General features: G+C 62.0%; 26 protein-coding genes. 18 read left to right on the top strand and 8 right to left on the bottom strand.

Going from position 1 to position 26769, the window contains the following annotated elements:
• Positions 1-59: 59 nt before the first annotated feature.
• Positions 60-1598 (bottom strand): murein biosynthesis integral membrane protein MurJ, encoded by a 1539-nt coding sequence (gene murJ, locus PSH81_RS03915; RefSeq protein WP_305392046.1) that lies wholly within the window; start codon positions 1596-1598, stop codon positions 60-62.
• A gap of 256 nt (positions 1599-1854) precedes the next feature.
• Between murJ and rpsT the strand changes: the two genes are divergently transcribed.
• Positions 1855-2133, top strand: a complete 279-nt coding sequence (rpsT, locus tag PSH81_RS03910) for a 30S ribosomal protein S20 (protein ID WP_003171647.1) — start codon at positions 1855-1857, stop codon at positions 2131-2133.
• 315 nt (positions 2134-2448) lie between these two features.
• Here the strand turns inward: rpsT and PSH81_RS03905 are convergent, their stop codons facing one another.
• Positions 2449-2934 (bottom strand): peptidylprolyl isomerase, encoded by a 486-nt coding sequence (locus PSH81_RS03905; RefSeq protein ID WP_017737905.1) that lies wholly within the window; start codon positions 2932-2934, stop codon positions 2449-2451.
• Between PSH81_RS03905 and PSH81_RS03900 the strand changes: the two genes are divergently transcribed.
• The 3 genes from PSH81_RS03900 (at position 2933) to PSH81_RS03890 (ending at position 6302) form a co-directional block, all read left to right on the top strand.
• The gene (locus PSH81_RS03900; RefSeq protein ID WP_370694883.1) at positions 2933-3223 is read left to right on the top strand and encodes a DUF3565 domain-containing protein; all 291 of its coding nucleotides are present in this window, start codon (positions 2933-2935) and stop codon (positions 3221-3223) included. The two genes, PSH81_RS03905 and PSH81_RS03900, sit on opposite strands and share 2 nt — an antisense overlap.
• Before the next feature lie 79 nt (positions 3224-3302).
• The gene (pta, locus tag PSH81_RS03895; protein WP_192297759.1) at positions 3303-5402 is read left to right on the top strand and encodes a phosphate acetyltransferase; all 2100 of its coding nucleotides are present in this window, start codon (positions 3303-3305) and stop codon (positions 5400-5402) included.
• Positions 5403-6302: an acyltransferase gene (locus PSH81_RS03890; RefSeq protein WP_305392044.1), complete on the top strand. Its 900-nt coding sequence runs from the start codon at positions 5403-5405 to the stop codon at positions 6300-6302.
• 115 nt (positions 6303-6417) lie between these two features.
• On the opposite strand, the gene cysN is transcribed toward PSH81_RS03890, so the two are convergent.
• The 3 genes from cysN to PSH81_RS03875 form a co-directional block, all read right to left on the bottom strand.
• A complete protein-coding gene (gene cysN / locus PSH81_RS03885; RefSeq protein WP_192297761.1) occupies positions 6418-8316 on the bottom strand; it encodes a sulfate adenylyltransferase subunit CysN in 1899 nt (632 codons plus the stop codon).
• A 13-nt stretch (positions 8317-8329) separates the two neighbouring features.
• On the bottom strand, positions 8330-9247 hold the full coding sequence (gene cysD, locus PSH81_RS03880; RefSeq protein ID WP_017735179.1) for a sulfate adenylyltransferase subunit CysD: 918 nt from the start codon (positions 9245-9247) through the stop codon (positions 8330-8332).
• Between the two features lie 265 nt (positions 9248-9512).
• On the bottom strand, positions 9513-10271 hold the full coding sequence (locus tag PSH81_RS03875; RefSeq protein WP_192297762.1) for a Nif3-like dinuclear metal center hexameric protein: 759 nt from the start codon (positions 10269-10271) through the stop codon (positions 9513-9515).
• A 102-nt stretch (positions 10272-10373) separates the two neighbouring features.
• Between PSH81_RS03875 and algW the strand changes: the two genes are divergently transcribed.
• Together algW and PSH81_RS03865 are read left to right on the top strand one after the other, a co-directional pair.
• A complete protein-coding gene (algW, locus tag PSH81_RS03870) occupies positions 10374-11528 on the top strand; it encodes a Do family serine endopeptidase AlgW (protein ID WP_192297763.1) in 1155 nt (384 codons plus the stop codon).
• 112 nt (positions 11529-11640) lie between these two features.
• Positions 11641-13737, top strand: a complete 2097-nt coding sequence (locus PSH81_RS03865) for a TonB-dependent siderophore receptor (protein ID WP_305392043.1) — start codon at positions 11641-11643, stop codon at positions 13735-13737.
• A gap of 122 nt (positions 13738-13859) precedes the next feature.
• On the opposite strand, the gene hemH is transcribed toward PSH81_RS03865, so the two are convergent.
• Together hemH and PSH81_RS03855 are read right to left on the bottom strand one after the other, a co-directional pair.
• The gene (gene hemH / locus PSH81_RS03860; protein ID WP_226456534.1) at positions 13860-14885 is read right to left on the bottom strand and encodes a ferrochelatase; all 1026 of its coding nucleotides are present in this window, start codon (positions 14883-14885) and stop codon (positions 13860-13862) included.
• Between the two features lie 14 nt (positions 14886-14899).
• Complete coding sequence (locus PSH81_RS03855) at positions 14900-15799, bottom strand: TIGR01777 family oxidoreductase (protein ID WP_226456535.1); 900 nt, start codon at positions 15797-15799, stop codon at positions 14900-14902.
• 199 nt (positions 15800-15998) lie between these two features.
• On the opposite strand from PSH81_RS03855, the gene PSH81_RS03850 reads away from it, so the two are divergent.
• The 12 genes from PSH81_RS03850 to PSH81_RS03795 all read left to right on the top strand — a co-directional run bounded on the left by PSH81_RS03850 (position 15999) and on the right by PSH81_RS03795 (position 25971).
• Positions 15999-16985 (top strand): NAD(P)/FAD-dependent oxidoreductase, encoded by a 987-nt coding sequence (locus tag PSH81_RS03850; protein ID WP_226456536.1) that lies wholly within the window; start codon positions 15999-16001, stop codon positions 16983-16985.
• Positions 16982-17197, top strand: a complete 216-nt coding sequence (locus PSH81_RS03845) for a TIGR02450 family Trp-rich protein (RefSeq protein WP_192297768.1) — start codon at positions 16982-16984, stop codon at positions 17195-17197. Before PSH81_RS03850 ends, PSH81_RS03845 begins: the two co-directional genes overlap by 4 nt.
• Positions 17198-17295: 98 nt before the next feature.
• Positions 17296-18255 carry a DUF523 and DUF1722 domain-containing protein gene (locus PSH81_RS03840; RefSeq protein WP_192297769.1) on the top strand — a complete coding sequence of 320 codons (960 nt, stop codon included), beginning with the start codon at positions 17296-17298 and terminating at the stop codon, positions 18253-18255.
• Between the two features lie 3 nt (positions 18256-18258).
• Complete coding sequence (locus PSH81_RS03835; RefSeq protein WP_226456537.1) at positions 18259-19176, top strand: MerR family transcriptional regulator; 918 nt, start codon at positions 18259-18261, stop codon at positions 19174-19176.
• Positions 19177-20622: a deoxyribodipyrimidine photo-lyase gene (phrB, locus tag PSH81_RS03830; RefSeq protein ID WP_305392042.1), complete on the top strand. Its 1446-nt coding sequence runs from the start codon at positions 19177-19179 to the stop codon at positions 20620-20622.
• Positions 20615-21040, top strand: coding sequence for a nuclear transport factor 2 family protein (locus tag PSH81_RS03825; RefSeq protein ID WP_192297772.1), 426 nt, complete (start codon positions 20615-20617; stop codon positions 21038-21040). The genes phrB and PSH81_RS03825 overlap by 8 nt, the downstream gene beginning before the upstream one ends.
• Positions 21037-21819, top strand: a complete 783-nt coding sequence (locus PSH81_RS03820; protein WP_226456539.1) for an SDR family oxidoreductase — start codon at positions 21037-21039, stop codon at positions 21817-21819. The genes PSH81_RS03825 and PSH81_RS03820 overlap by 4 nt, the downstream gene beginning before the upstream one ends.
• Positions 21816-23063, top strand: a complete 1248-nt coding sequence (locus PSH81_RS03815; RefSeq protein WP_305392041.1) for an NAD(P)/FAD-dependent oxidoreductase — start codon at positions 21816-21818, stop codon at positions 23061-23063. Before PSH81_RS03820 ends, PSH81_RS03815 begins: the two co-directional genes overlap by 4 nt.
• Positions 23060-23869, top strand: coding sequence for a DUF1365 domain-containing protein (locus PSH81_RS03810; RefSeq protein WP_192297775.1), 810 nt, complete (start codon positions 23060-23062; stop codon positions 23867-23869). The genes PSH81_RS03815 and PSH81_RS03810 overlap by 4 nt, the downstream gene beginning before the upstream one ends.
• The gene (locus tag PSH81_RS03805) at positions 23856-25127 is read left to right on the top strand and encodes a cyclopropane-fatty-acyl-phospholipid synthase family protein (RefSeq protein WP_305392040.1); all 1272 of its coding nucleotides are present in this window, start codon (positions 23856-23858) and stop codon (positions 25125-25127) included. Before PSH81_RS03810 ends, PSH81_RS03805 begins: the two co-directional genes overlap by 14 nt.
• A complete protein-coding gene (locus tag PSH81_RS03800) occupies positions 25120-25611 on the top strand; it encodes a DUF2878 domain-containing protein (protein ID WP_305392039.1) in 492 nt (163 codons plus the stop codon). Before PSH81_RS03805 ends, PSH81_RS03800 begins: the two co-directional genes overlap by 8 nt.
• Before the next feature lie 54 nt (positions 25612-25665).
• Positions 25666-25971: a YkgJ family cysteine cluster protein gene (locus tag PSH81_RS03795; RefSeq protein WP_305392038.1), complete on the top strand. Its 306-nt coding sequence runs from the start codon at positions 25666-25668 to the stop codon at positions 25969-25971.
• Positions 25972-26143: 172 nt separating this feature from the next.
• Here the strand turns inward: PSH81_RS03795 and PSH81_RS03790 are convergent, their stop codons facing one another.
• On the bottom strand, positions 26144-26662 hold the full coding sequence (locus tag PSH81_RS03790; protein ID WP_226456544.1) for an acyloxyacyl hydrolase: 519 nt from the start codon (positions 26660-26662) through the stop codon (positions 26144-26146).
• Positions 26663-26769: the final 107 nt, after the last annotated feature.

The raw sequence follows: 26769 nt of genomic DNA, 5'->3' as shown, positions 1-26769 counted from the left end.
AACAGAACAGGCCAAATGGATCGAATCGATAAAACAATGGTTTTATCGCCGCAAACGCTCTAACTGATCGACTTGCGATTGAAATCCCGTAGGCGGAAGCCTTGTATCAGCAACATCCCGAAGTACACCACCACCCCCGCGACCACCAGCACACCCAGGCGCATGAAGCGCTCCAGCATATGGCCCTGGTCCCAGGCGGGCATGAAGTGCATCAGGCCCAGCAATACCGCCGACATCGCCGCGACCGCCACCAGCAGTTTTAGGGCAAACATGCCCCAGCCCGGCTGCGGCTGGAACATCTGCTGCTTGCGCAGTTGATAAAACAGCAAGCCGGCGTTGATGCATGCCCCCGCACTGATGGCCAGGGCCAGGCCGGCGTGGGCCAACGGGCCGATAAACACCAGGTTGAGCAGTTGCGTGACGATCAGCGTGAAGATCGCGATCTTCACCGGCGTGCGAATGTTCTGCTGGGCATAGAAGCCCGGCGCCAGCACCTTGATCACGATGATGCCAAGCAGGCCGACGGAGTAGGCGATCAACGCATGCTGGGTCATCAGGGCGTCATGGGCATCGAACTGCCCGTACTGGAACAGCGACACCGTCAGCGGCTCGGCCAGGATGCCCAGCGCCAGGGAGCATGGCAGCACCAGCACAAAGCACAGGCGCAGCCCCCAATCGAGGATACGTGAATATTCCTGACGATCCTTGCTGGCATAGGTGCGCGCCAGCGTCGGCAGCAAGATAGTGCCCAAGGCCACGCCGAGCACGCCGGACGGCAATTCCATCAGACGGTCGGCGTAGTACATCCACGACACCGAACCCGAGACCAGCAGCGAAGCAAATGCGGTGTTGATGATCAGGGAAATCTGGCTGACCGATACGCCGAGGATCGCCGGCAACATATTGCGCATCACACGCCAGACGCCGGTGTCCTTGAGGTTCAGACGCGGCAGTACGAGCATGCCGATCTTTTTCAGGTGCGGCAGTTGGTAGAGCAATTGCGCCAGGCCGCCGGCCAGCACGGCCCAGCCCAGGGCCATGACCGGCGGATCGAAGTACGGCGTCAGGAACAGCGCGAAGATGATCATGCTGACGTTCAGCAGGGTCGGCACGAATGCCGGCACCGAGAAGCGGTTCCAGGTGTTGAGGATTGCCCCGGCCAGCGATGACAGGGAAATCAGCAATATATAAGGAAAGGTCACCCGCAACAGGTCGGTGGTCAGCGTGAATTTTTCCGGGGTGTTGGCAAAACCGGGGGCCGTGGCCCAGATCACCCAGGGCGCGGCGAGCATGCCAAGGATGGTCACCAGCATCAGCACCAGGGTCAGCAGACCCGAGACGTAGGCAATGAAGGTGCGGGTTGCCTCCTCGCCTTGCTGGGTCTTGTATTCGGCCAGGATCGGCACGAACGCCTGGGAAAATGCGCCTTCGGCGAAGATCCGCCGCAGCAGGTTGGGCAGCTTGAAGGCAATAAAGAAGGCATCCGTGGCCATGCTTGCGCCAAAAATGCGGGCCAGCAGAGTGTCACGCACAAAGCCCAGAACCCGGGAAATCATGGTGATGGAGCTGACGGCAGCCAACGATTTGAGGAGGTTCATTGAAAGAGTTTGCGCCTATTAGATAAACAGCAGGCGAACAACGCGCCTACTTATGCGATACTGCGCGCCTGCAAAACAGCACAGAGCCAAAGCTCGCGAGTTTACAGGTCAAGCGCCGGAAATAAATCACCCGCCTCTTCAGATCGACCACTCAGCAGTTCGCATCAACCGCCCTTGACAACCAATCAACTCATCGGCATGATTCGCGGCCTATTTTGTTTGCTATTTCCTAAAAAGTCTTTCGAGGAGCTCGACGGTGGCCAACACACCTTCCGCCAAAAAACGTGCAAAACAGGCTGAGAAGCGTCGCAGCCACAACGCCAGCCTGCGTTCCATGGTTCGTACCTACATCAAGAATGTAGTTAAAGCCATCGACACCAAAGACGCTGAAAAAGCTCAAGCAGCTTACGTTCTGGCTGTGCCAGTTATCGACCGTATGGCCGATAAAGGCATCATCCACAAGAACAAGGCCGCTCGTCATAAGAGCCGTCTGAATGGCCACATCAAGGCTCTGAACGTCGCTGCAGCAGCCTAAGTGGTAACAACTGCCGCGTAACCCAGGTTACGCAACAGTTAAGAAATGCCCCGTACCGAAAGGTCCGGGGCATTTTTGTGTGTCCCTGAAAATACTTGTAGTGAGCGGGCTTGCCCGCGCTGGGTGGCGAAGCCGCCCCAAACGGTCCGCCGCGGTGTTTCAGAGAGACCGAGGTGATTGGATTTGGGGCGGCTTCGCCACCCAGCGCGGGGCAAGCCCGCTCACTACAAAAGCCCGGCCGCCACAAAATACGGGCACAAAAAAAACGCCCCGAACAGGTCGGGGCGTTTTGCTAGCAGCTGATCAATACATCGATCAGTGCTGGTGACCGCCTTCACCGTGGACGTGGCCGTGAGCCACTTCTTCCTGGGAAGCGTCGCGGATGGCAACGATCTTCACTTGGAAGTTCAGGCGCTGGCCAGCCAGCGGGTGGTTGCCGTCAACGGTAACGTCGTCGCCGTCCAGATCACGGATGGTCACGATCTGCATTTGGCCGTCCGGCGCGGAAGCGTGGAACTGCATGCCCACTTCCAGCTCGTCAACGCCTTCGAACATGCTGCGGCTCAGGGTGCTGACCAGTTCGGCCGAGTACTCGCCATAAGCATCTTCAGGTTCTACGGCAACGGTCAGTTCGTCACCGACGCTCTTGCCTTCCAGAGCCTTTTCCAGGCCTGGGATGATGTTACCTGCGCCTTGCAGGTAGACCAGCGGCGCGCCGCCGGCGGAGCTGTCGATGACCTCACCAGCGTCGTTGGTCAGGGTATAGTCGATGGAGACAGCCTTGTTAGCGGCGATCGTCATGGGGCGAGACCTTTTGCATAAGAATGAAGAACGGACAAGTCTAAACAAGGATTTGCCCGAAAGCGAACACAACCCGGACAGACGGGGTCGCATACGCGACTCGACGGTCATCGGTTTTCATCTGGACGACGACCAACACTGGGTCGCCGAGCTCTCCTGCGGCCACACCCAGCACCTGCGCCACCAGCCGCCCTGGCAAACCCGCGCCTGGGTCCTGGACCCCGCGCAACGCCTGGAAAAAATAGGCCAGCCCTTTGCCTGCGGCTGGTGTGCGCAAGCACGCGAATAACGATAACCTTGGCACCTGATTCGCGGTAGACGCTCAGCCATAGAGCGCCACCCAAGCCATGCACCTCCAGAGAATCCGCATGCAGACTTTTTTTATCGCGCCCACCGATTTTGGTGTGGGTCTGACCTCCATCAGCCTTGGGCTGGTGCGTACCCTTGAGCGGGCCGGGCTGAAAGTCGGGTTCTTCAAGCCGATTGCCCAGCCGCACCCCGGCGACACCGGCCCCGAGCGCTCCACCGAACTGGTGGCACGCACCCACGGCCTCAAACCGCCACAACCCTTGGGCCTGGCCCATGTCGAGCGCATGCTCGGCGACGGCCAACTCGACGAGTTGCTCGAAGAAATCATCACCCTCTACCAGCAGGCCGCAGTCGGCAAGGACGTACTGATCGTCGAAGGCATGGTGCCGACCCGCAGCGCCAGCTATGCGGCGCGGGTCAACCTGCACCTGGCCAAGAGCCTGGATGCCGAAGTGATCCTGGTCTCGGCCCCGGAAAACGAAGTGCTCACCGAACTTTCCGGCCGCGTGGAATTGCAGGCCCAACTGTTCGGCGGCCCGAAAGACCCGAAAGTACTCGGCGTGATCCTCAACAAGGTGCGCACCGACGAAAGCATGGAAGCCTTCTCCGCCCGCCTGAAAGAACACTCACCGTTACTGCGCAGCGGCGACTTCCGCCTGCTCGGCTGCATTCCCTACCAACCGGAACTCAACGCCCCGCGCACCCGCGACGTGGCCGACCTGATGGGCGCACAGATCCTCAACGCCGGCGACTACGAAAGCCGGCGCATGACCAAGATCATCATCTGCGCGCGCACCATGCGTAACACCGTAGAACTGCTCAAGCCCGGCGTGCTGGTGGTGACTCCCGGCGACCGCGACGACATCATCCTCGCCGTCAGCCTGGCCGCGATCAACGGCGTGCCCCTGGCCGGCCTGCTGCTGACCAGCGACACCCTGCCCGACCCGCGCATCATGGATCTGTGCCGTGGCGCATTCCAGGCCGGGCTGCCAGTGTTGTCGGTGAGCACCGGTTCCTACGACACCGCCAACCAGCTCAATAGCCTCAACAAAGAAATCCCCATCGATGACCGCGAACGCGCGGAGATCATCACCGATTTCGTCGCCAGCCACCTTGATGCGCGCTGGCTGCACCAACGCTGCGGCACGCCACGGGAGATGCGCCTGTCGCCGGCGGTGTTCCGCTACCAACTGATCCAGCGCGCCCAGGCGGCCAACAAGCGCATCGTGCTGCCCGAAGGCAGTGAACCGCTGACCGTGCAGGCCGCCGCGATCTGCCAGGCCCGCGGGATTGCGCGCTGCGTGCTGCTGGCCAAACCGGCGGACGTGGAAGCCGTCGCCCGCGCCCAGGGCATCGAATTGCCCGAGGGCCTGGAGATCCTCGACCCGGACCTGATCCGCCAACGCTACGTCGAACCCATGGTGGCCCTGCGCAAGAGCAAGAGCCTCAATGCGCCGATGGCCGAGCAGCAACTGGAAGACACCGTGGTGATCGCCACCATGATGCTCGCGCTGGATGAAGTGGATGGCCTGGTCTCCGGCGTCATCCACTCCACCGCCAACACCATCCGCCCCGCCCTGCAACTGATCAAGACCGCGCCGGGCTGCACCCTGGTGTCGTCGGTGTTCTTCATGCTGTTCCCCGAGCAGGTGCTGGTGTACGGCGACTGCGTGATGAACCCGCACCCGAGTGCGGCGGAACTGGCGGAAATCGCCCTGCAAAGCGCCGACTCGGCCGCCGCGTTCGGGATTACGCCGCGCGTGGCGATGATCAGCTATTCCAGCGGTGATTCGGCCAGCGGTGAAGAAGTCGAAAAAGTCCGCGAAGCCACCCTGCTCGCCCACGAGCAGCAAAGCTCGCTGCTGATCGACGGCCCGCTACAGTACGACGCCGCCGCCAACGAAAACGTTGCGCGGCAATTGGCCCCCAACAGCCAGGTCGCCGGCAAGGCCACGGTGTTCGTGTTCCCTGATCTCAACACCGGCAACACCACCCACAAGGCCGTGCAACGCAGCGCCGACTGCGTGAGCCTGGGGCCGATGCTCCAGGGCCTGCGCAAGCCGGTCAACGACCTGCCACGTGGCGCCCAGGTGGACGACATCGTGTACACCATCGCACTGACTGCGATCCAAGCCGCCAACCGACCTATGGATATTTAAATGCTGGCTTTCCTACCTGCCGCCGTGCGCGGGGTGATCGCGTCGCTGTTGTTGGCGCTGAACACCATCCTGTTGTGTTCGTTCCTGTTTATCGTGGCCCTGTTCAAGGCGCTGCCGTTCGCCAAGCGCTTCAGCGAATGGCTGATGAACCACACCCACGAAGCCTGGGTCACCAACAACAAAGGCTGGATGAATCTGGTACGTCGCACACGCTGGCACCTGAGCGGCCTGGAAGGCCTGGACTACCAGCACTCGTATTTGGTGACCAGCAACCACCAGAGCTGGGTCGACATCATGGTGTTGCAGTACGTGCTCAATCGGCGCATTCGCCCACTGAAGTTCTTCCTCAAGCAGGAGCTGATCTGGGTCCCGGTGATCGGCCTGGCATGGTGGGCCTTGGGCTTTCCGTTCATGAAACGCTACAGCAAGGCATACCTGGAGAAGCACCCGGAAAAGAAAGGCAAGGACCTGGAAACCACCCGCAAGACCTGTGCGAAGTTTCGCGACAACCCGGTGGGTATTTTCAACTTTGCTGAAGGCACGCGGTTTACCCCGGGCAAGCATGCGCAACAGAAATCGCCGTTCCGCTATCTGCTCAAGCCCAAGGCCGGTGGCATTGCGTTTGTGCTGGATGCGATGGGAGAGCAGTTGAAGTCATTGGTCAATGTGACCATTCACTACCCGGCCGGGCGCCCTGGTTATTGGGATTTGCTGTGCGGGAATGTGCAGGACGTGGTGGTGCAGTTTGAAGAGGTGCAGATCCCGGCCGCGTTCATTGGCAAGAATTATGAGCAGGACGAGGAGTACCGGACGGCCTTCCAGGGCTGGATCAACCAGCTATGGGAAGAAAAAGACCAACTGCTAGAAAAACTGCACACACAATTCCCAGGCAAACACTGATCAAAATGTGGGAGCGGGCTTGCTCGCTCCCACATTTGACCGAGTTGTTTTCAAGCCCTCCACAAAAAGCCCGCCACCGATGACTCGGTGGCGGGCTTTTTTGTAGCGACGATCTTTAGATCGCGCCGCGCTGACGCAACAGCTCCAGCACTTGCTTGACGCTCTCATCCACAGACAACGCCTGGGTGTCGATCACCAGATCGGCATTCAACGGCACGTCGTACGGGAAAGATTCGCCCGGGATGTTATCCCCACCGGCAGCGTACAGGCCTTGCGGATCACGCTCGGCGCACGCCAGCGGCGACGCTTGCACATAGACGGTCAACAAACGGTCGGCGCCGATCAGCGCCTTGGCCGCCTCACGCCCTTCGGCATCCGGCGCAACGAACGCAGCCAGGGTCAGCAGGCCGGCTTCGTTGAACTGACGCGCCACGTGAGCGGCACGACGCCAGTTCTCGGTACGACCGGCACGGTCCTGCGGCAACCCCTTGTTCAGGTCGTGGCGCAGGTTCTGGCCATCCAGTACAAACACTGCACGGCCCATGTCGAACAGCTTGCGCTCAACCGCATAGGCCAGGGTGCTCTTGCCCGCGCCCGACAGGCCGCTGAACAGCACGGTCGCCGGTTGCTGGCCAAAGCGCTGGGCGCGCTCTTCAGTCGCTACATGGGCCAGCTTGCCGTGCTGCGCCGAACTGCCATGGCTCACTGGCGGCGCGATGATCATGCCCGCGGCCACAGTGCCGTTGGTCAGGCGGTCGATGACGATGAACGCACCGGTGGTGCGGTTGCTGTCGTAACCGTCCAGGGCGATGGCGGCATCGAGGCTGACCTTGACCCGGCCGATCTCGTTCAGTTGCAGCGAACTCGCCGGGCCTTCGGCCAGGGTGTTCACGTCCACGCGGTGCACGATGCTGGTGATGGAACCCGGCACGTAGCTGGTGGCGCGCTTGATGTCGTATTTCTTGCCCGGCAGCATCGGTTCTTCGGCCATCCACACCAGCATGGCGTCGAAGGCGTCGGTCACTTGCGGCACGTTGTCGGCATGCACCAGCAGGTCGCCACGGGAGATGTCGATCTCGTCTTCCATGGTCAGGGTCACGGCCTGGCCTGGGCCTGCGTGTTCCAGTTCACCTTCAAAGGTGACGATGGATTTGACGCGGCTGCTCTTGCCCGACGGCAGCACCACGACTTCGTCGCCCTTGTGCACGATGCCGCTGGCCAGGGTGCCGGCGAAACCGCGGAAATTCAGGTTCGGACGGTTGACGTACTGCACCGGGAAACGCAGGTCGGTGTAGTTGCGGTCGTTGGCGATCTCGACGGTCTCGAGGATCTCCATCAGCGACTGCCCGGTGTACCAAGGCGAACGCTCGCTCTTGTTCACCACGTTGTCGCCCTTGAGCGCCGACATCGGCACGAACGCCATGGTGCTCGGCTTGAACGCGATACCTTCGGCGAACTTCAGGTAATCGGCCTTGATCGACTCGAACACGCTTTGGTCAAAGCCATTGATGTCCATCTTGTTGACGGCAATCACGATGTGCTTGATGCCCAGCAGCGAAGCGATATAGCTGTGGCGACGGGTCTGGGTCTGCACGCCGTAGCGGGCGTCGATCAGGATGATCGCCAGGTCACAGGTGGACGCGCCGGTGGCCATGTTGCGGGTGTACTGCTCATGGCCAGGGGTGTCGGCAATGATGAATTTGCGCTTGGCGGTGGAGAAGTAGCGGTAGGCCACATCGATGGTGATGCCCTGCTCACGCTCGGCCTGCAGGCCGTCGACCAGCAGCGCTAGGTCGATGTCGTCGCCGGTGGTGCCGACTTTCTTCGAATCGCGGGTGATGGCTTCCAGGTGATCTTCGTAGATCATCTTGGAGTCGTGCAGCAGGCGCCCGATCAGGGTGCTCTTGCCGTCATCGACGTTGCCGCAGGTCAGGAAGCGCAACATTTCCTTGCGCTCGTGCTGGCCCAGGTAGGCGAGGATGTCCTCGCTGATCAAATCAGATTGATGCGACATTGGTGACAACCCCTTAGAAATAACCCTGACGTTTTTTGTCTTCCATCGAGCCTGCGCCATCGTGGTCGATGACACGGCCCTGGCGCTCGGAAGTTCGCGTCAGGAGCATTTCCTGAATGATGTCCGTCAGCGTCTCGGCTTCGGACTCCACCGCGCCCGTCAACGGGTAGCAGCCAAGGGTACGGAAACGTACTTTCTTTTTGACGATTCGGGCTTTGTCTTCATCGGACAAGTGCTCGAGGATGCGGTCGTCGTCGATCATGATCAACGTGCCGTTCTTCTCGATCACTTCACGCTCGGCGGCGAAGTACAGCGGCACGATCGGGATGCCTTCCAGGTAGATGTACTGCCAGATGTCCAGCTCGGTCCAGTTGGACAGCGGGAACACACGGATCGACTCACCCTTGTTGACGTTGCCGTTGTAGACGTTCCACAGCTCGGGCCGCTGGTTCTTCGGGTCCCAGCGGTGCTTGCTGTCGCGGAACGAGTACACGCGCTCTTTGGCACGGGATTTCTCTTCATCGCGACGGGCACCGCCGAACGCGGCGTCGAAACCATGCTTGTCCAGGGCTTGCTTGAGGCCCTCGGTCTTCATGATGTCGGTGTGCTTGGCGCTACCGTGGGTGAACGGGTTGATGCCCTGCGCCACGCCGTCCGGGTTGACGTGGGTGATCAACTCCAGGCCCAGCTCCTCGACCATCTTGTCGCGGAACTTGTACATCTCCTGGAATTTCCACTGGGTGTCGACGTGCATCACCGGGAACGGCAGCTTGCCCGGGAAGAATGCCTTGCGTGCCAGATGCAGCATCACGGCGGAGTCTTTACCGATCGAGTAGAGCATCACCGGGTTATCGAACTCGGCGGCGACCTCGCGGATGATGTGGATGCTTTCCGCCTCCAGCTGTTTCAGATGCGTCAGTTTGTCGACCATGGTTACTCACGGAAAAACGATCTTGTGGACGGCCAGCGGGCCGTGTTCGAGCGGGGCATGCTAGCACAGCACCTTCTTCTAATCAGGGAGCGGACTAGATCGAAACGGTATATGAATATGCCCCCAGGTTTGGCTCATCACCCACTACGAACACGGGACAGGTGTGAGCTGGCTTGCCTGCGATGCAGACACCTCGGTGTATCAGTTGCACCTCGGTGATGCTATCGCAGGCAAGCCAGCTCTCACATTTGTTCGGCGGTATTTGTCAGATCGGGTTCGGGCAATCGATAAACAGGTGCTCCAGCGCAAACCGCCGCGCCAGGTAATCCCCCAACGCCTGCACACCGTAACGCTCGGTGGCGTGATGGCCGGCGGCGATGAAGCTGATGTCGTTTTCCCGCGCACTGTGGAAGGTCTGCTCGGAGGCTTCGCCACTGAGGAACAGGTCCACGCCGGCCGCGATCCCATGGTCGATGTAACCCTGGCCACCCCCCGTGCACCAACCGACGCGACGGATCATTTCGCTGCCTTCGATCAGCAGCGGCTCACGGCCCATGACTTCCTGCACACGGCGGGCAAAGTCGCGGGGCGACAGCGGTTCGGCGAGGGAGCCGACCAGGCCGACGACCTTGGCGTCGCTTGGGTCCAGCGGGCCTTCGACGGTGATGTCCAATTGCCGGGCAAGTTGCACGTTGTTGCCGACATCGGGATGCAGGTCCAGCGGCAGGTGATAGGCCAGCAGACTGATATCGTGTTTGAGCAGGGTTTTCAGGCGCCGCTGCTTCATGCCGGTAATGCAGGGGTTCTCGCCTTTCCAGAAATAACCGTGGTGCACCAGCACCAGGTCGGCCCCGGCCTCGACGGCCGCGTCCAGCAGGGCCTGGCTGGCGGTCACACCGCTGACGATGCGCATCACCTGCGGGCGCCCCTCGACTTGCAGGCCATTGGGGCAATAATCGGCAATTTTGGAGCTGTTCAGGTAGCGGTCAGCTTCGTCGACTAATGTGCTCAGGGCAACGGCCATAAAAGACTCCTAAATATCCCGTTCGAAGGCACTCACAGCCTCGTATAATGCGCGCCATTATGGGCGCTCTCCCGCCCCCTGCAACCTGTCAGGACTTACTTGATGCTCAAGGCACTGCGTTTTTTTGGATGGCCATTGTTGGCTGGCGTGCTGATCGCGATGCTGATCATTCAGCGTTATCCCCAATGGGTGGGCCTGCCCAGCCTGGATGTGAACATGCAACAGGCACCGCAAACCAGCGCGGTGGTACAAGGCCCGGTGACCTATGCGGACGCGGTCGTCATCGCCGCGCCGGCGGTGGTCAACCTGTACACCACCAAGGTCATCAACAAACCGTCGCACCCGTTGTTTGAAGACCCGCAGTTTCGCCGCTATTTCGGCGACAACGGGCCCAAGCAACGCCGCATGGAATCCAGCCTGGGTTCCGGCGTGATCATGAGCCCGGAGGGCTACATCCTCACCAACAACCATGTGACCACCGGCGCCGACCAGATCGTGGTGGCCCTGCGTGACGGCCGCGAAACCCTGGCCCGCGTGGTCGGTAGCGACCCGGAAACCGACCTCGCCGTGTTGAAGATCGACCTCAAGAACCTACCCTCCATCACCCTCGGCCGCTCCGACGGCCTGCGTGTAGGTGACGTGGCGCTGGCCATCGGCAACCCGTTCGGCGTGGGCCAAACGGTGACCATGGGCATCATCAGTGCCACTGGGCGCAATCAGTTGGGCCTGAACAGCTACGAGGACTTCATCCAGACCGACGCGGCGATCAACCCGGGCAACTCCGGCGGTGCGCTGGTGGATGCCAATGGCAATCTGACCGGTATCAACACGGCGATTTTCTCCAAGTCCGGCGGCTCCCAGGGCATCGGCTTTGCGATCCCGGTGAAGCTGGCGACAGAAGTGATGAAGTCGATCATCGAGCACGGCCAGGTGATCCGCGGCTGGCTGGGCATTGAAGTACAGCCGCTGACCAAGGACCTGGCCGAATCGTTTGGCCTGACCGGGCGGCCGGGCATCGTGGTCGCCGGGATCTTCCGTGACGGCCCGGCACAGAAAGCCGGCCTGCAACTGGGCGACGTGATCCTCAGCATCGACGGCGAACCGGCCGGCGATGGCCGCAAGTCGATGAACCAAGTGGCGCGGATCAAACCGACCGACAAGGTGACGATCCTGGTGATGCGCAACGGCAAGGAGATCAAGCTCTCAGCGGAAATCGGCCTGCGCCCACCACCGGCGCCGGTGAAAGAAGAGGAATAAACGCCCTCGGCGAGGTGCCTGTTCGCGGGCACCTGAAAGCTCATATTTCATAGCGATTCATTCTCATTAGGCATGTTATATTGTTTCAATATCGACATTGGAACGCTCTATCATGCCGTCTCGAAGAATTGCCCCCCTGGCTGGCCTGGCCTTGGGTCTATTGCTTGACCCCGCCTTCGCCGAAGACAACACCCTGGAACTCGATGCCATCAGCGTCACCACCGACGCTTACGAGTCCGCCACAGGCCCGGTCAACGGCTACCGCGCTACCCGTTCGGCCAGCGCGACCAAAACCGACACCGCCCTTCGCGACATCCCACAATCCATCAGCGTGATTCCGGCCACGGTGCTCAAAGACCTGGGCAGCACCAACGTCGAGCGCGCCCTGGAATTTGCCGGCGGCGTGTCCAAGCAGAACAACTTCGGCGGCCTGACGCTCTACGAATACAGCGTGCGCGGCTTCACCACGTCCGAGTTCTACCAGGACGGCTTCAGCGCCAACCGTGGCTACCCGAGCACCCCGGACACGGCCAATATCGAACGCATCGAAGTGCTCAAGGGCCCCGCCGCCAGCCTTTACGGGCGCGGCGATCCCGGCGGCACCGTGAATATCGTCACCAAAAAGCCCCAGCCTGAAGCCTTCACCACCCTGCAAACCAGCGCCGGCAGTTGGGACCGCTACCGCACCGCCCTGGACGTCAACACGCCGCTGGACAGCGAAGGCCACGTGCTGTCACGGGTCAACCTGGCAGTGGAGGACAACCACAGCTTCCGCGATCACGTGCAGAGCAAGCGCGTATTCGTCGCCCCTTCGTTCAGTTGGCAGCTGGACCCGGATACCACGCTGCTCGTCGAAAGCGAATTCGTGCGCCACAGCTCCACCTTCGACCGCGGCATCGTCGCCGCCCCCGGCGTATCTCGCTCAACCTTCCTCGGCGAACCCAACGACGGCGACATCGACAACCACAACAATCGCATCCAGGCCGCCCTCGAACATCACCTCAACGACGCCTGGAGCCTGCGCCTGGCCAGCCATTACAAACAGGGCAGCCTGTGGGGCGACGCCTCGGAAAACCGCGCACTGAATGCCGATGGCCACACCCTCAACCGCCGCTACCGCGAACGCTCCATGGGCTGGCACGACAGCATCACCCAATTGGAACTGCGCGGCCTGTTCGACATCGGCAGTTGGCAACACGAACTGCTGGTCGGCACCGAATACGAGGACTACCGCAAGAACGAACGGGTCACCGCCATCGCCGGCAGCCCCTACGCCATCGACCTCTACAACCCGGTCTACGGCCAGATAAAACCCAACGGCACACGCAGCGGCACCGACTTCTTCGAACAGACCAAAAGCCACGCGCTGAACCTGCAAGACCAGATCGTCTTCACCGAGCGCCTGCGCGGCATGGTCGGCGCACGTTTCGAGCATTTCGAGCAACGCATCGACGATTTCACCCGCAACGCGCCGCCGGGCAAGCAGACCCACGACGCCTTTACCCAGCGCGCCGGCCTGCTCTACCAGCTCACGCCAGAAGTCGGCGTGTTCGCCAACGCCTCCACCTCGTTCAAACCCAACAGCGGCTTGGACGCCAACAGCAAAGGCTTCAAGCCGGAAGAAGGGGTGGGCTACGAAGTGGGGATCAAGAGCGAGCTGTTCGACGACCGCCTCAGCGCCACCCTCGCCGCCTTCCATATCGAGAAGGAAAACGTGCTCACCCTCGACCCGGCCACCAACCTCAACCGCGCCATGGGCAAGGCGCGCAGCCAGGGCTTTGACCTGCAGCTGACCGGGCAAGTGACGGACGCCGTACGGGTGATCGGGGCCTTTGCCTACATCGATGCCCAAGTCACCAAAGGCGACACAGCCATTCCCGCCGGCAGCCGCATCCTTGGCGTGGCCAAGCGCAGCGGCAGTCTGTTGGGCGTGTATGAATTCCAGGACGGCGCGTTGCGCGGGTCAGACGTGGGCGCTGCGTTTACTTATGTGGGGGATCGTTCCGGTGAGGCCGGCACTAGCTTTGAGCTGCCGGCGTATCACACGGTGGATGTGTTGGCGCATTACAAGGCCACAGAGAATGTCACCGTAGGACTGAACCTCAATAACCTGTTTGATGAGAAGTACTACGAGCGGTCTTACAGCAACTATTGGGTCAACCCGGGTGAACCGCGCAATCTCACGGTCAGCCTGACCCTCAATCTGTAACGCGGTAAAAACTGTGGGAGCGGGCTTGCTCGCGAATGCGGTATGTCAGTCACTTATTATTTGACTGATCCACCGCATTCGCGAGCAAGCCCGCTCCCACATTTAGACTGCGCCAGGTTCAGTTACAGCTCAACGGGTGCTTTTTCACACAAGGTATTCAACGCCTTCGCCCACTGCGGATCATCATTCAGGCACGGCACCAGCACCAACTCCTCGCCCCCCGCCTCGCGGAACTGCTCCAGCCCGCGATCACCAATCTCCTCCAGCGTCTCAATGCAGTCGGCCACGAACGCCGGGCACATCACCAGCAGCTTCTTCACGCCTTGCCGGGCCAGGCTTTCCAGACGGGCTTCGGTATAGGGTTCGATCCACTTGGCGCGGCCCAGGCGCGATTGGAACGCCACCGACCACTTGTCTTCGGGCAACCCCATGCGTGCGGCAAAGTCACGGGCAACGCTGAAGCACTGCGCGCGATAGCAGGTCTTGAGCACCTCGGCAGACGCGTTCTTGCAACAGTCGGCATCCTTGAAGCAATGCTGGCCGGTAGGGTCGAGCTTGGTCAGGTGGCGCTCAGGCAAGCCATGGAAACTCAGCAGCAGGTGGTCGTAATCCTGCTCCACGTACGGCCGCGCGCTGGCGACCAGGGCGTCGAGATATTCGGGCTGGTCGTAAAACGGTTGCAGAATCGAGAATTGCACGTCGAGTTTGTGGTCGCGCACCACACGCCTGGCTTCCTCGATCACCGTGGTCACGGTGCTGTCGGCAAACTGTGGATACAACGGCGCCAGCGTGACCTTGCGGATGCCCTGGCCGGCGAGGCGGGTCAGCACGCTTTCAATCGACGGCTCGCCGTAGCGCATCGCCAATTCCACCGGGCCTTGGCTCCATTGCGCAGTCATTTGTTGTTGCAGGCGGCGGCTGAGCACCACCAGCGGCGAGCCTTCGTCCCACCAGATCGAAGCGTAGGCGTGGGCCGACTGCTCGGGGCGCTTGATCAGGATCAGCGACACCAACAAGCGCCGCACCGGCCACGGCAGGTCGATCACGTAGGGGTCCATCAAAAACTGATTGAGGTAGCTGCGCACATCGGCCACCGAGGTGGACGCCGGTGAACCCAGGTTGACCAGTAACAACGCGTGATCCGTCATGCAACATCCTATCTTTAGAGGCGGCTGGACAAGTCATCCAGGGCCGCGCGCAACTCAGTGAACTGAAAAGTGAAACCGGCCGCCAGCAACCGCTCCGGAACGGCCTTCTGCCCGCCCAACAGCAACCCGGACAACTCGCCCAACCCGACCTTCAACGCAAAAGCCGGCATCGGCATGAACGCCGGGCGATGCAGCACCTGGCCCAGGGTCTTGGCGAACTCGCGGTTACGCACCGGGTGTGGCGCGCACGCATTATAAGGACCGCTGGCGTCGGCGTTGTGCAGAAGAAAATCAATCAGGCCGATTTGATCCTTGATATGCACCCACGGCATCCACTGCCGACCATTGCCGATCGGCCCGCCCAGCGCCAGCTTGAACGGCAGCAACAGGCGCGACAAAAAGCCGCCCTCGGCCGCCAGTACCAGGCCCGTGCGCACCAGCACCACGCGTATGCCCAGGGCTTCGGCGCGCTGCGCAGTTTCTTCCCAGGCGATGCACAGTTGGCTAGGGAAATCGTCCTGCACCGGGCCGCTGGCTTCGCTCAACTCACGCTCGCCGCCGTCGCCGTACCAGCCCACGGCGGAACCGGAGATCAGCACCGCCGGTTTTTGCGCCAGCTCATCGAGCCACGCCAGCAGGGTTTCGGTCAGGCCGACCCGGCTGTTCCACAACAACGTCTTGCGCTTGTGGGTCCAAGGGCGATCCGCGATGGGCGCACCGGCGAGGTTAATGACCGCGTCCACCGGGCCGATAACCTGTTGTAGGCGGCCGACTCCCGACACCTGAGCGCCGCAGACCTTGGCAACCTGTTCCGGGTGACGGCTCCACACGGTCAGGCGATGGCCCTGGGCAAGCCAGTGTTGGCAGAGTTGGCGGCCGATCAAACCCGTACCGCCGGTCAGCAAAATATGCATGGGACACTCCTCATGTAACGTTCGCCGCCGATCACTGGTCTATTTTATAGGCAGGGATCATTTGCAATCGGGCGTAGCCTCAACGTTAACCATAGGCCACGCCGTAAGAACAGGTACGCCAAAACTTATACCAAAAAACAATATTGTACAGCTATTGGTGTCGGCGTAGTCTGTACCCAAAGGTAAAACGAGGCCTCCCATGACTGTTCCCATCGCGATCATCGGCACCGGCATTGCCGGTCTCTCCGCCGCCCAAGCGTTACGAGACGCGGGGCACGTTGTACAACTCTTCGATAAAAGCCGCGGCAGCGGTGGCCGCATGTCCAGCAAGCGCAGCGATGCCGGCTCACTGGACATGGGCGCGCAATACTTCACCGCCCGCGACCGGCGCTTCGTCAACGAAGTGCAACGCTGGCAAAGCAACGGTTGGGCCGAGCAGTGGAAACCCCAGCTGTACAACTTCAAGTCCGGCCAACTCACACCCTCCCCCGATGAACAGGTGCGCTGGGTCGGCACGCCGCGCATGAGCGCGATCACCCGCGCCTTGCTCGATGACTTGCCGGTGCAATTCGGTTGCCGCATCACCGAAGTGTTCCAGGGCACACAGCACTGGAACCTGCTGGATGCCGACGGCGGCAGCCACGGCCCGTTCAGCCACGTGGTCATCGCCACGCCCGCGCCCCAGGCCACCGCCCTGCTCGCCGCCGCGCCGAAACTGGCCAGCGCCGCCGCCGGGGTGAAGATGGACCCGACCTGGGCCATCGCCCTGGCTTTCGACAAACCCCTGGATACACCGATGGAAGGCTGCTTCGTCCAAGACAGCCCCCTTGACTGGCTGGCGCGCAACCGCAGCAAACCAGGGCGTGACGCCAGCCAGGACACCTGGGTGCTGCACGCCACCAGCGCATGGAGCCGGGCGCACCTGGACCTGGCCAAGGAAGCGGTGATCGAACACCTGCACGGCGCCTTCGCCGAACTGCTGCACAGCGCCATGCCTGCGCCGTCGTTCAGCCTGGCGCACCGCTGGCTCTACGCACGACCGTCGAGCAGCCACGAGTTCGGCGTGCTGGCCGACGCCGACCTGGGCCTGTATGTGTGCGGTGACTGGTGCTTGTCCGGCCGCGTGGAAGGCGCCTGGCTCAGCGGCCAGGAAGCGGCGCGACGCTTGATCGAGCACCTGCAATGAACCGCATCAACCCCGCCAAGTTGCTGCTGTCGAAGTGGACAGCAGCCCAGCCTCGCCACAAAGAAAAACACTTCCTCGTCACCGAGCTGTTTCGCGACGAGGAAGGCACCGTGCTGGAAATCGAACTGCAAGCCGTGCTGACCCGCCGAGCCGAGCGCCTGGCGTGGCAAACCCTGCAAAACGCCGAGGACTGGAAGATCGGCTGGAAATAACCTGTACAAAAAGTTTGACTTGTACAGCTTCGAACCTATGATGAGATTTAGTTGTACAAGAATATTATCTTGTACAGGAATCTTGCCGGGGTTCGCGTATGTCCAGCACCACCAAACCCAAGATCGCCATCAGCGCCTGTCTGCTCGGCGAAAACGTGCGCTTCAACGGCGGGCATAAACAATCCCTGCTGTGCAGCCAGACCCTCGCCGACTACTTCGACTTCGTGCCACTGTGCCCCGAAGTCGCCATCGGCCTGGGCATCCCCCGTGAACCGATCCGCCTGGTGGGCGACCCGGCCCATCCGCAAGCCGTCGGCACGGTGCACCGCGAACTCAACGTCACCCAGCCGCTGAACGACTACGGCCAACAGATGGCGCTGGAACACACCGACCTGTGCGGTTACATCTTCATGCAGAAATCCCCGTCGTGCGGCCTGGAGCGGGTCAAGGTCTACCGCGCCAACGGCACCCCGGTGGACGGCGGTGGGCGCGGCATCTACGCCCAGGCGTTCTGCTCACGCCATCCCAACCTGCCCGTGGAAGAAGACGGTCGGCTGAATGACCCGGTGCTGCGGGAAAACTTCCTGACTCGCGTGTTCGTCTACGCCAGCTGGCAACAGCTGCTGGCCGACGGCCTGACCCGCCACCGCCTGCTGGCCTTTCACTCGCGCTACAAATACCTGCTGATGGCCCATAGCCCGGCGCACTACAAACGCCTCGGCCACTTGCTCGGCAGCATGGGCAAAAGCACGCAACTGGAAGAATTGTCCGCCTGCTATTTCAGCGACCTGATGACCGGCCTGAGCCAGTGCGCCACCCGTGGCACCCACAGCAACGTGCTGCAACACATCAGCGGGCATCTGAAGCAGGCGATCAGCGCCGACGACAAACAGGAAATGCAAACCGTCATCGGCCAATACCGCCACGGCATCGTGCCGCTGGTAGTGCCGCTGACCCTGCTCAAGCATCACTTTCGCCAACATCCGGACCGCTACATCGCGCAGCAGGCCTACCTGCAGCCGCACCCGGAAAACCTCAGCCTGCGTAATGCGATCTAACCCATGAAAGCAGCCCCACCCGAAGACCTCGCCCAAGCCGTCGAAGACGGCTGGCTGCCGATCCGCGAAGTGGCGCGCCAGACCGGCGTCAACGCCGTGACCCTGCGCGCCTGGGAACGCCGCTACGGGCTGATCGTGCCCCAGCGCACACCCAAGGGCCATCGACTGTTCAGCGCCGAACACGTGCAACGCATCCATACCATCCTCACCTGGCTCAACCGTGGCGTGCCGGTCGGCCAGGTGAAAACCTTGATCGACTCCGCCCAACCCGCCACCGACGTCGTTGAAAATGAATGGCACACCTTGCGCCAGACGCTGGTGCAAGCGATCAGCGAATTGGCCGAGCGTCGGGTCGACGATGCCTTCAACCAGGCCATGGCGCTGTACCCGCCGCGTACCCTGTGCGAGCAACTCTTGCTGCCACTGCTCAAGGATCTGGAGTTGCGCTGGCAAGGCCAGTTCGGCGCACAGATGGAGCGGGTGTTTTTCCTGTCGTGGCTGCGCAGCAAGTTTGGCGCACGCATCTACCACAACAACCGTCAGCTCCAGGGCGCGCCGCTGCTGCTGGTCAACCACTCGGACCTGCCGCTGGAACCGCACTTATGGCTCAGCGCCTGGCTGGCCAGCAGCGCCGACTGCCCGGTGGAAGTCTTCGACTGGCCGCTGCCGGCCGGCGAACTCGCGCTGGCGGTGGAACATCTGAAACCGCGCGCCGTGCTGCTGTATTCGAGCAAGGCCCTGCATGTGCCGGCCCTCGGCAAACTGCTGGGCGGTGTCGATTGCCCAACGCTGATTGCCGGACCAACGGTATGCATCCACCAAGCCGAGTTGGCCGTATTAAGCACTGACATCCCTCAATTGTGCGTGGCCGAAGACCCGTTGTCGGCCCACCAGCTACTGATCCAGCGTGGAATCGTTTAAATGCATTTGATCTGGTTGCGCACCGACCTGCGCCTGCACGACAACACCGCCCTGGCCGCCGCGAGCCAGCGTGGCCCGGTCGCCGCCGTGTACCTGATAACCGCCGAGCAGTGGCAGGCCCACGATGACGCGCCGTGCAAGGTGGATTTCTGGCTGCGCAACCTGCGCGAACTGAGCAACGCCCTTGGGGAGCTGAACATTCCCCTGTTGATCCGCCACGCCGCCACCTGGGACCAGGCGCCAGGCGTCTTGAGTGAACTGTGCCGCGAACTGTCGGTGACGTCTGTGCACGTCAACGAGGAATACGGCATCCACGAGAGCCGCCGCGACGCTGCCGTGGCCACGGCGCTGGACGCCGACGGCGTGACGTTCCACAGCTACCTCGACCAACTGTTCTTCCAACCCGGCAGTGTGCTGACCAAGACCGGCACGTATTTCCAGGTGTTCAGCCAGTTCCGCAAGGTCTGCTACACGCGCCTGCACAGCGCCCTGCCGCGCCTGGTGCCGACAGCCAAAGCCCAGGCGCCACTCGCCATCAAACGCGATCCGATCCCCCAGGCCGTCGACGGCTTCGAGCCCCCCAGCGACAGCCTGCGCGCGCTCTGGCCCGCCGGTGAAGACGAAGCCCGTCGGCGCCTGGACGCCTTCGCCGAGCAACAGATCAGCTACTACAAGGACGAGCGCGACTTCCCCGCCAAGCCCGGTACCAGCCAGCTTTCGGCGTACCTCGCGGCGGGCGTGGTGTCACCGCGCCAATGCTTGCACGCCGCGCTGCAAACCAACCGGGGCGAATTCGAAAGTGGCGACATCGGCGCCATCACCTGGGTCAACGAACTGCTCTGGCGCGAGTTCTACAAACACATCCTGGTCGGCTACCCACGGGTGTCCCGTCACCGTGCGTTCCGTCCCGAGACCGAAGCCGTGGCCTGGCGCGATGCGCCCAAGGACCTGGCGGCGTGGCAAGAAGCGCGCACCGGCCTGCCGATCATCGACGCGGCCATGCGCCAACTGCTCGAAACCGGCTGGATGCACAACCGCCTGCGCATGGTGGTGGCGATGTTCCTGACCAAGAACCTGCTGATCGACTGGCGTGAAGGCGAGCGCTTCTTTATGCGCCACCTGATCGACGGCGACCTCGCCGCCAACAACGGCGGCTGGCAGTGGAGTTCGTCGACCGGCACCGACTCGGCGCCGTATTTCCGCATCTTCAGCCCGCTGAGCCAGTCGGAAAAATTCGACGGCGACGGCGTGTTCATCAAGCGCTGGCTGCCCGAGTTGGCCGCGCTGAATAAAAAGGAAGTGCATAACCCCGAGGCGGTCGGCGGCCTATTCGGCGTGGCGGATTACCCAAGGGCCATCGTCGACCTGAAAAAATCCCGCGAACGCGCCCTGGCGGCCTTCCGCAGCCTGCCGTCACGCGCAGCGATCGGGGGCGAGCATGAGTGACTTCCTACGCCGGTTCGCCCAGGCCTTTGCCACGCTGGACAAGCACAACCTGCACCTGCTCGACAGCCTCTACAGCCAGGACATCGCCTTTGCCGACCCGCTGCATGAAGTCCACGGCCTGCCCGCGCTGCGCCGTTACTTCGCCGAGCTGTACGGCAACGTCCGCCAGTTGCGCTTCGACTTTCACAGCTTCGACGAGGTGGCTGAAGGCGAAGGCTACCTGCGCTGGAAAATGAGCTTCTGCCACCCGCGCCTGGCCAACGGCAAGGTGATCCGCGTGGAAGGCTGCTCGCACCTGCAGTGGCGCGACGGCAAGGTGTATCGCCATCGCGACTATTTCGACGCCGGCGCCCTGCTTTACGAGCACCTGCCCGTGCTGGGCCGCGTGGTCCGCTGGCTGAAAAGGAGAATCGCATGAGCCAGACACCCCCCCGCCGTTACTGGCTGACCGGCGCCAGCAGTGGCATCGGCGCAGCACTGGCGATCGAGCTGTTGGAAAGCGGCGCCCAAGTCGCGCTCAGTTCGCGCACCACAGCCCCGCTGCAAACCCTGGCCGAACGCTATCCGGGGCAAGTGCTGCTGGTGCCCGGCGACTTGACCGACAGCCAGGCCGTGCGTGAGATCGGCGCACAGATCAGCGCCGCCTGGGGCGCGCTGGACACGGCGATCCTCAACGCCGGCACCTGTGAATATATCGATGCCCAGCACTTTGACGCCGCGATTGTCGAACAGGTGGTACGCACCAACCTGCTGGCCAGCAGTTATTGCATCGAGGCCGCGTTGCCACTGTTGCGCGCCGGAATCCGCCCGCACCTGGTGGGCGTCGCGAGCGCCGTGACGTACTTGCCGATGCCGCGCGCCGAAGCCTATGGCGCGTCCAAGGCCGGCTTGCGCTACCTGTTGGAATCCTTGCGCATCGGCCTGTCGCCGGAACACATCGACGTCACGGTGATCAGCCCGGGCTTCGTCGACACGCCGCTGACCGAACGCAACGATTTCCCCATGCCCCTGAGCTGGCCGGCCGGCAAGGCCGCGCGCCATATCTTCGTAAAGCTTGCGAAACGTCCGCTGGAAATCGCCTTCCCGGCACTGTTTATCGCCACCCTCTGGCCGCTGTCGAAGCTGCCGGCCCGTGTGCAGTTGTTCATCGGCAGGCGCATGTTGCGCAGCCCGCTACCGCAGAAGGATCGCCTGTGAAAATCGCCATCATCGGCAGCGGCATCGCCGGGCTGACCAGCGCCTACCTGCTCAGCCGCCGCCACGACATCACGCTGTTCGAAGCGGGCGACCGCATCGGCGGGCATACCCATACGGTCAACGTCAGCGTCGCCGGTCAAAGCCATGCGGTGGACACCGGTTTCATCGTGTTCAACGACTGGACCTACCCCAACTTCATCCAACTGCTGGGGCAGATCGGCGTCACGTTCAAACCCACCGAGATGAGCTTTTCGGTACACGACGAGAGCCAGCGCTTCGAGTACAACGGCAACAACCTCAACAGCCTGTTTGCCCAGCGTCGCAATATCTTGTCGCCGGGGTTCTGGGGCATGTTGCGCGACATCCTGCGTTTCAACCGCGAGGCCCCGCAGGACCTGCAAGAACAGCGCATCAACGCCGAGATGACCCTGGGTGAGTACCTCAAGGCCGGCGGTTATGGCGAGCGGTTTATCCGACACTACATCGTGCCGATGGGCGCGGCGATCTGGTCGATGTCCCTGGCGGACATGCTCGGGTTTCCGTTGCAGTTCTTTGTGCGCTTCTTCAAGAACCACGGCTTGCTGTCGGTGAGCAATCGCCCGCAGTGGTGCGTGATCGAGGGTGGTTCGAGCAGCTATATCGAACCGCTGACCCGCAGCTTTCGCGAACAGATCCGCCTCGACTGCCCTGTGCATAACGTTGAGCGCACCGCCGACGGCGTGGTTATCCACAGCGCCGCCGGCCGCGAGACGTTCGACCGCGTGGTATTCGCGTGCCACAGCGACCAGGCCTTGGCGCTGCTGGCCGACCCAAGCCAGGCCGAACACGACATCCTCGGCGCCCTGCCCTACGCCGACAACGACGTAGTGCTGCACACCGACACCCGCCTGCTGCCGGATCGCAAACTCGCCTGGGCCAGCTGGAACTACCGGCTCAGCGGCGATGCGCAGACCCAGGCCGCCGTCACCTATGACATGAACATCCTGCAAGGCATCGACAGCGCCACCACCTTTTGCGTCAGCCTGAACCAGACGGCCATGATCAACCCGCTGAAGATCCTCGCCCGCTACACCTACGCGCACCCGCAATACAGCCTCGCGGCGGTGGCCGCCCAAGCGCGCTGGCAAGAGTTGTTCGGCATGCGCAACACCTATTATTGCGGCGCCTACTGGGCCAACGGCTTTCACGAAGACGGCGTGGTCAGCGCGCTGCGCGTGGCCAAGGCCTTTGGGGAAAGCCTGTGAACAGCGCCCTGTACAGCGGCTGGATCGCCCATCGCCGGTTTGCCCCCAAGGCCCACGCCTTTCGCTACCGCATCGGCTTGCTGTACCTGGATTTGAGCGAAGAACACACGGTGCTCGGGCTCTCGCCCTTGGCCGGGCGCAGCCGTTTTGCCGCGTTCGGTTTTCGCCAGCAGGACTACCTGCGTGAGTTCACGCGCACCGGCATGAGCTTGAGCGATGCCGTGCGCCATGAAGTCGGCAAGGCTCTGGGGCGTACACCCCAGGGCGTTATCTGCCTACTGACCCAGGCCCGCAGTTGGGGCCTGGCTTTTAACCCGGTGAGTTTCTTCTACTGCTTCGAGGCTGACGGACAATTGGCCGCGATCCTGTGTGAAGTGACCAACACGCCCTGGCGCGAGCGCTATCACTACGTGCTGCCGGCCCAGGCGCTGGACGCGGATGAACATCAGCATTTCGCCGTGGCCAAGGCGTTTCATGTGTCGCCGTTCCTGCCCCGCGACCTGGAATACCGCATGAGCTTCAGCCCGCCCGCCGCCAGGCTTGGCGTGCACATGGCCGATTGGCAGGGCACGCAAAAAGTCTTCGACGCCACCTTGAGCCTGGAAAAACATGCACTGAACCGCGCCAGCCTGCATCGCTACCTATGGCGCTTCCCCTGGATGACCGCCAAGACCTGCCTCGCAATTTACTGGCAGGCCCTGCGCCTGTTACTCAAACGCACACCGATTTTTTCCCACAGGGCTGCCGAAGGCACCTCTCGCACTGCAGTCGGGTATACCAAGGATCGCCGCCATGAAAACCCCTAGTTTATCGGTCAAGTCCCACCGTCTGAACGTCAACGGCATGACCAGCGCACTGCTGCGCAAGGCCGTGCTGCGTCAATTGAGCCAACTGCGCCACGGCCAGTTGGTGGTGATCGAGGACGGCGAACGCCAGGTGTTCGGCGCACGGGAAGCGCACCTGCTGGGGGAGATCCATATCCTCGATCCGGCAGTGTGGGGCCTGGTGGCGGCCAGTGGTTCCATCGGCGCGGGTGAGGCATTTATCCATGGTTACTGGAGCAGCCCGGACCTGACTGCCGTGGTGCGCGTGATGGTCAGCAACCTCGATGTGCTCGACGCGATGGAAGGCGGCCTCGCGCGCCTGGCGCGTCCACTGACCCAGGGCTTGCACTGGCTCAACCGCAACACACGCAAGGGCTCGCAGAAAAACATTGCCGCCCACTACGACCTGGGCAATGACCTGTTCGAAGAATTCCTCGACCCGACCATGATGTACTCGGCGGCGCAATTCCTGAGCCCCGACGACAGCCTGGAACAGGCGCAATTGAACAAGCTGGAGCGCATCTGCCAGAAACTCGCGCTCAAGGCCACCGACCACCTGCTGGAAATCGGCACCGGCTGGGGCAGCATGGCGCTGTATGCCGCGCAGCATTATGGCTGCAAGGTCACCACCACCACCTTGTCCAAAGAGCAGTTTGCCTACACCGAAAAACGCATCGCCGCACTGGGCCTGGGTGATCGTGTGACACTGCTGTTGCAGGACTACCGCGACCTGACCGGCGCGTACGACAAGCTGGTCTCCATTGAAATGATCGAAGCGGTGGGCCATCGCTTCCTGCCGACCTACTTCAAACAGTGCGCGCAACTGCTCAAGAGCGACGGCCTGATGTTGCTGCAAGCCATCACCATCCGCGACCAACGCTACGAACAGGCCAAGCGCAGCGTCGACTTTATCCAGCGCTACATCTTCCCCGGCGGCGCCCTGCCCTGTGTGCAGAAGATGCTGGAGATCGTCAGCCGCGATACCGACTTGAACCTGATGCACATGGAGGATTTCGGCCTGCACTACGCGCGAACCCTGCGCCTGTGGCATGAGAACTTTCGACGCGCCCATGGCCGCCTCGCGGAGCTGGGCTACGATGAGTACTTCCTGCGGCTGTGGGAATTTTACTTGTGCTACTGCGAAGGGGGGTTCATGGAGCGCACGATCGGCACCGCACAACTGCTGCTGGCCAAGCCCGCAGCGATCAACCCGCCGTTGCTAGGGCGCTTCGATGCTTAAACCGCTGGTGAATGCCGTGCTGTTCCAGTGCGGCTGGTTTGCCTGCGTGCTGGGCGGCGACAGTCGGTGGCTACTGGTGGCGTTGGCGGCGCTGGCCGTGCACCTGCTGTGGATAAGTTCGTGGTCGCGCGAGGGCCAGGTGATTCTCGCAGTGACCTTGCTCGGCACGCTGATCGACACCTCGTTGCGCTCCTTTGGCGTGTTTCATTTCAGCCTGCCGGGGCCGCTGATTCCGCTGTGGCTGATGGCGTTGTGGGCGCTGCTCGCGACGACCTTGCGCCATTGCCTGGCCTGGAGCGCACGCCCCTGGTGGCGGGCCAGCCTGCTGGGAGCCGTGGGTGGGCCGCTGTCCTATTACGCAGGCAGCCAATTGGCCGGGGTGAGTTTCGGCTACGGCACGGCACCGACCGTGATTGGCCTGGCGCTGCTGTGGGGACTATTGTTCCCCGTCTTGCATTGGGTCGCCCGACAGCTGGGACACTGACGTCTGTCAGAGCATTCACACGTTCTTGATCGGCTTGCCTTACACTGCGCGCCTATGACCAACATCCCCCACACCCAAATCACCGAACCCGCCGTCACCTGCTCGACGTGCGCGGCCTGCTGCTGCCAGTTGGAAGTGATACTGATCACCGATACCGGCGTGCCGGAGCGCTACATCGATACGGACGATTGGGGCGGCGAAGTGATGCTGCGCCTCGACGACGGCTGGTGCGCAGCGCTGGACCGGGACACGATGATGTGCACGATCTACGAGCGCCGGCCCTTGATCTGCCGGGAGTTCGAGATGGGCGCGCCGGAGTGCCTGGAAGAGCGGCAGGGGATCGCGACGGCCTATCGCTGAACCTTTGATCAACGCCGATCAAAATGTGAGAGCTGGCATGCCTGCGATAGCGGTGGGTCAGCCGAATCTATGTTGACTGACAGGCCGCCATCGCGGGCAAGCCCGCTCCCACAGGGGATTGGGTTGCCACTTTGGATCAGCTCCCACATTTGGTTTGCAGTGTTCTTAAGACTTACAACGGCAGGGTGTAGTGCAACGAGTAGCTCTCGACCCCATCGTTGTTGCTGCTCAGCCCGGCATTGGAATAGTGCGTGGCGCGAATCCCCACCTCATGCCCACCGGCAAAGCGCAGGCCGAATCCCAACCGATCTTCGAACTGAAAAGCCTGGCCAATATTGTTGTCCTCGACCCGTGTGCGCGAGAACAGCGCCACGCCCACCCCCGCCTCGATGTACGGCTTGACCTTCTCACCGGCAAACTCATACACAAACACTGGCGAGAACGACAGGCTGCTGACGCTGGCGTGCTTGTCACCATCCCAGTAGGTGTAGGCACCGCTCCAGTAGCCGGTCAAGCGCCCGGTATCGGTCTGCCACCAGCTTTTGTCCCACTGCGACGTCAGCCCCAGCCGATAGGTCAGTGTCGAATCACTGGTGCTCCCCACCCCTAATTCCAGGCCAGCGGCCTGGGCTGAAACGGTGTGCCCTACAACGACGGCCGCAATCGCAGCCAAACAGAACAAGCGCTTCATAAGAAACATCCTTTCCCGACGAAGTTATTTGGTTTTGTACAAGCTATCTCGCTATAGAAGCTGGCAAATAGACGGAAGTTCCAGCTTTTAACGCGGGAATTTCACGA

The sequence above is a fragment of the Pseudomonas sp. FP2335 genome (assembly GCF_030687535.1).
Lineage (GTDB): Bacteria > Pseudomonadota > Gammaproteobacteria > Pseudomonadales > Pseudomonadaceae > Aquipseudomonas.
This window is presented reverse-complemented; position numbering and strand designations above follow the sequence as displayed.

Coding starts and splice junctions, on each gene's coding strand:
- phrB (WP_305392042.1), top strand. CDS start 19,177: ATGCATTTGATCTGGTTGCGCACCGACCTGCGCCTGCACGACAACACC.
- PSH81_RS03800 (WP_305392039.1), top strand. CDS start 25,120: ATGCTTAAACCGCTGGTGAATGCCGTGCTGTTCCAGTGCGGCTGGTTT.
- PSH81_RS03890 (WP_305392044.1), top strand. CDS start 5,403: ATGCTGGCTTTCCTACCTGCCGCCGTGCGCGGGGTGATCGCGTCGCTG.
- PSH81_RS03850 (WP_226456536.1), top strand. CDS start 15,999: ATGACTGTTCCCATCGCGATCATCGGCACCGGCATTGCCGGTCTCTCC.
- cysD (WP_017735179.1), bottom strand. CDS start 9,247: ATGGTCGACAAACTGACGCATCTGAAACAGCTGGAGGCGGAAAGCATC.
- PSH81_RS03855 (WP_226456535.1), bottom strand. CDS start 15,799: ATGCATATTTTGCTGACCGGCGGTACGGGTTTGATCGGCCGCCAACTC.
- PSH81_RS03845 (WP_192297768.1), top strand. CDS start 16,982: ATGAACCGCATCAACCCCGCCAAGTTGCTGCTGTCGAAGTGGACAGCA.
- hemH (WP_226456534.1), bottom strand. CDS start 14,885: ATGACGGATCACGCGTTGTTACTGGTCAACCTGGGTTCACCGGCGTCC.
- PSH81_RS03905 (WP_017737905.1), bottom strand. CDS start 2,934: ATGACGATCGCCGCTAACAAGGCTGTCTCCATCGACTATACCCTGACC.
- PSH81_RS03840 (WP_192297769.1), top strand. CDS start 17,296: ATGTCCAGCACCACCAAACCCAAGATCGCCATCAGCGCCTGTCTGCTC.
- cysN (WP_192297761.1), bottom strand. CDS start 8,316: ATGTCGCATCAATCTGATTTGATCAGCGAGGACATCCTCGCCTACCTG.
- algW (WP_192297763.1), top strand. CDS start 10,374: ATGCTCAAGGCACTGCGTTTTTTTGGATGGCCATTGTTGGCTGGCGTG.
- pta (WP_192297759.1), top strand. CDS start 3,303: ATGCAGACTTTTTTTATCGCGCCCACCGATTTTGGTGTGGGTCTGACC.
- PSH81_RS03805 (WP_305392040.1), top strand. CDS start 23,856: ATGAAAACCCCTAGTTTATCGGTCAAGTCCCACCGTCTGAACGTCAAC.
- PSH81_RS03865 (WP_305392043.1), top strand. CDS start 11,641: ATGCCGTCTCGAAGAATTGCCCCCCTGGCTGGCCTGGCCTTGGGTCTA.
- PSH81_RS03795 (WP_305392038.1), top strand. CDS start 25,666: ATGACCAACATCCCCCACACCCAAATCACCGAACCCGCCGTCACCTGC.
- PSH81_RS03825 (WP_192297772.1), top strand. CDS start 20,615: ATGAGTGACTTCCTACGCCGGTTCGCCCAGGCCTTTGCCACGCTGGAC.
- PSH81_RS03900 (WP_370694883.1), top strand. CDS start 2,933: ATGGGGCGAGACCTTTTGCATAAGAATGAAGAACGGACAAGTCTAAAC.
- murJ (WP_305392046.1), bottom strand. CDS start 1,598: ATGAACCTCCTCAAATCGTTGGCTGCCGTCAGCTCCATCACCATGATT.
- PSH81_RS03790 (WP_226456544.1), bottom strand. CDS start 26,662: ATGAAGCGCTTGTTCTGTTTGGCTGCGATTGCGGCCGTCGTTGTAGGG.
- PSH81_RS03875 (WP_192297762.1), bottom strand. CDS start 10,271: ATGGCCGTTGCCCTGAGCACATTAGTCGACGAAGCTGACCGCTACCTG.
- PSH81_RS03820 (WP_226456539.1), top strand. CDS start 21,037: ATGAGCCAGACACCCCCCCGCCGTTACTGGCTGACCGGCGCCAGCAGT.
- PSH81_RS03835 (WP_226456537.1), top strand. CDS start 18,259: ATGAAAGCAGCCCCACCCGAAGACCTCGCCCAAGCCGTCGAAGACGGC.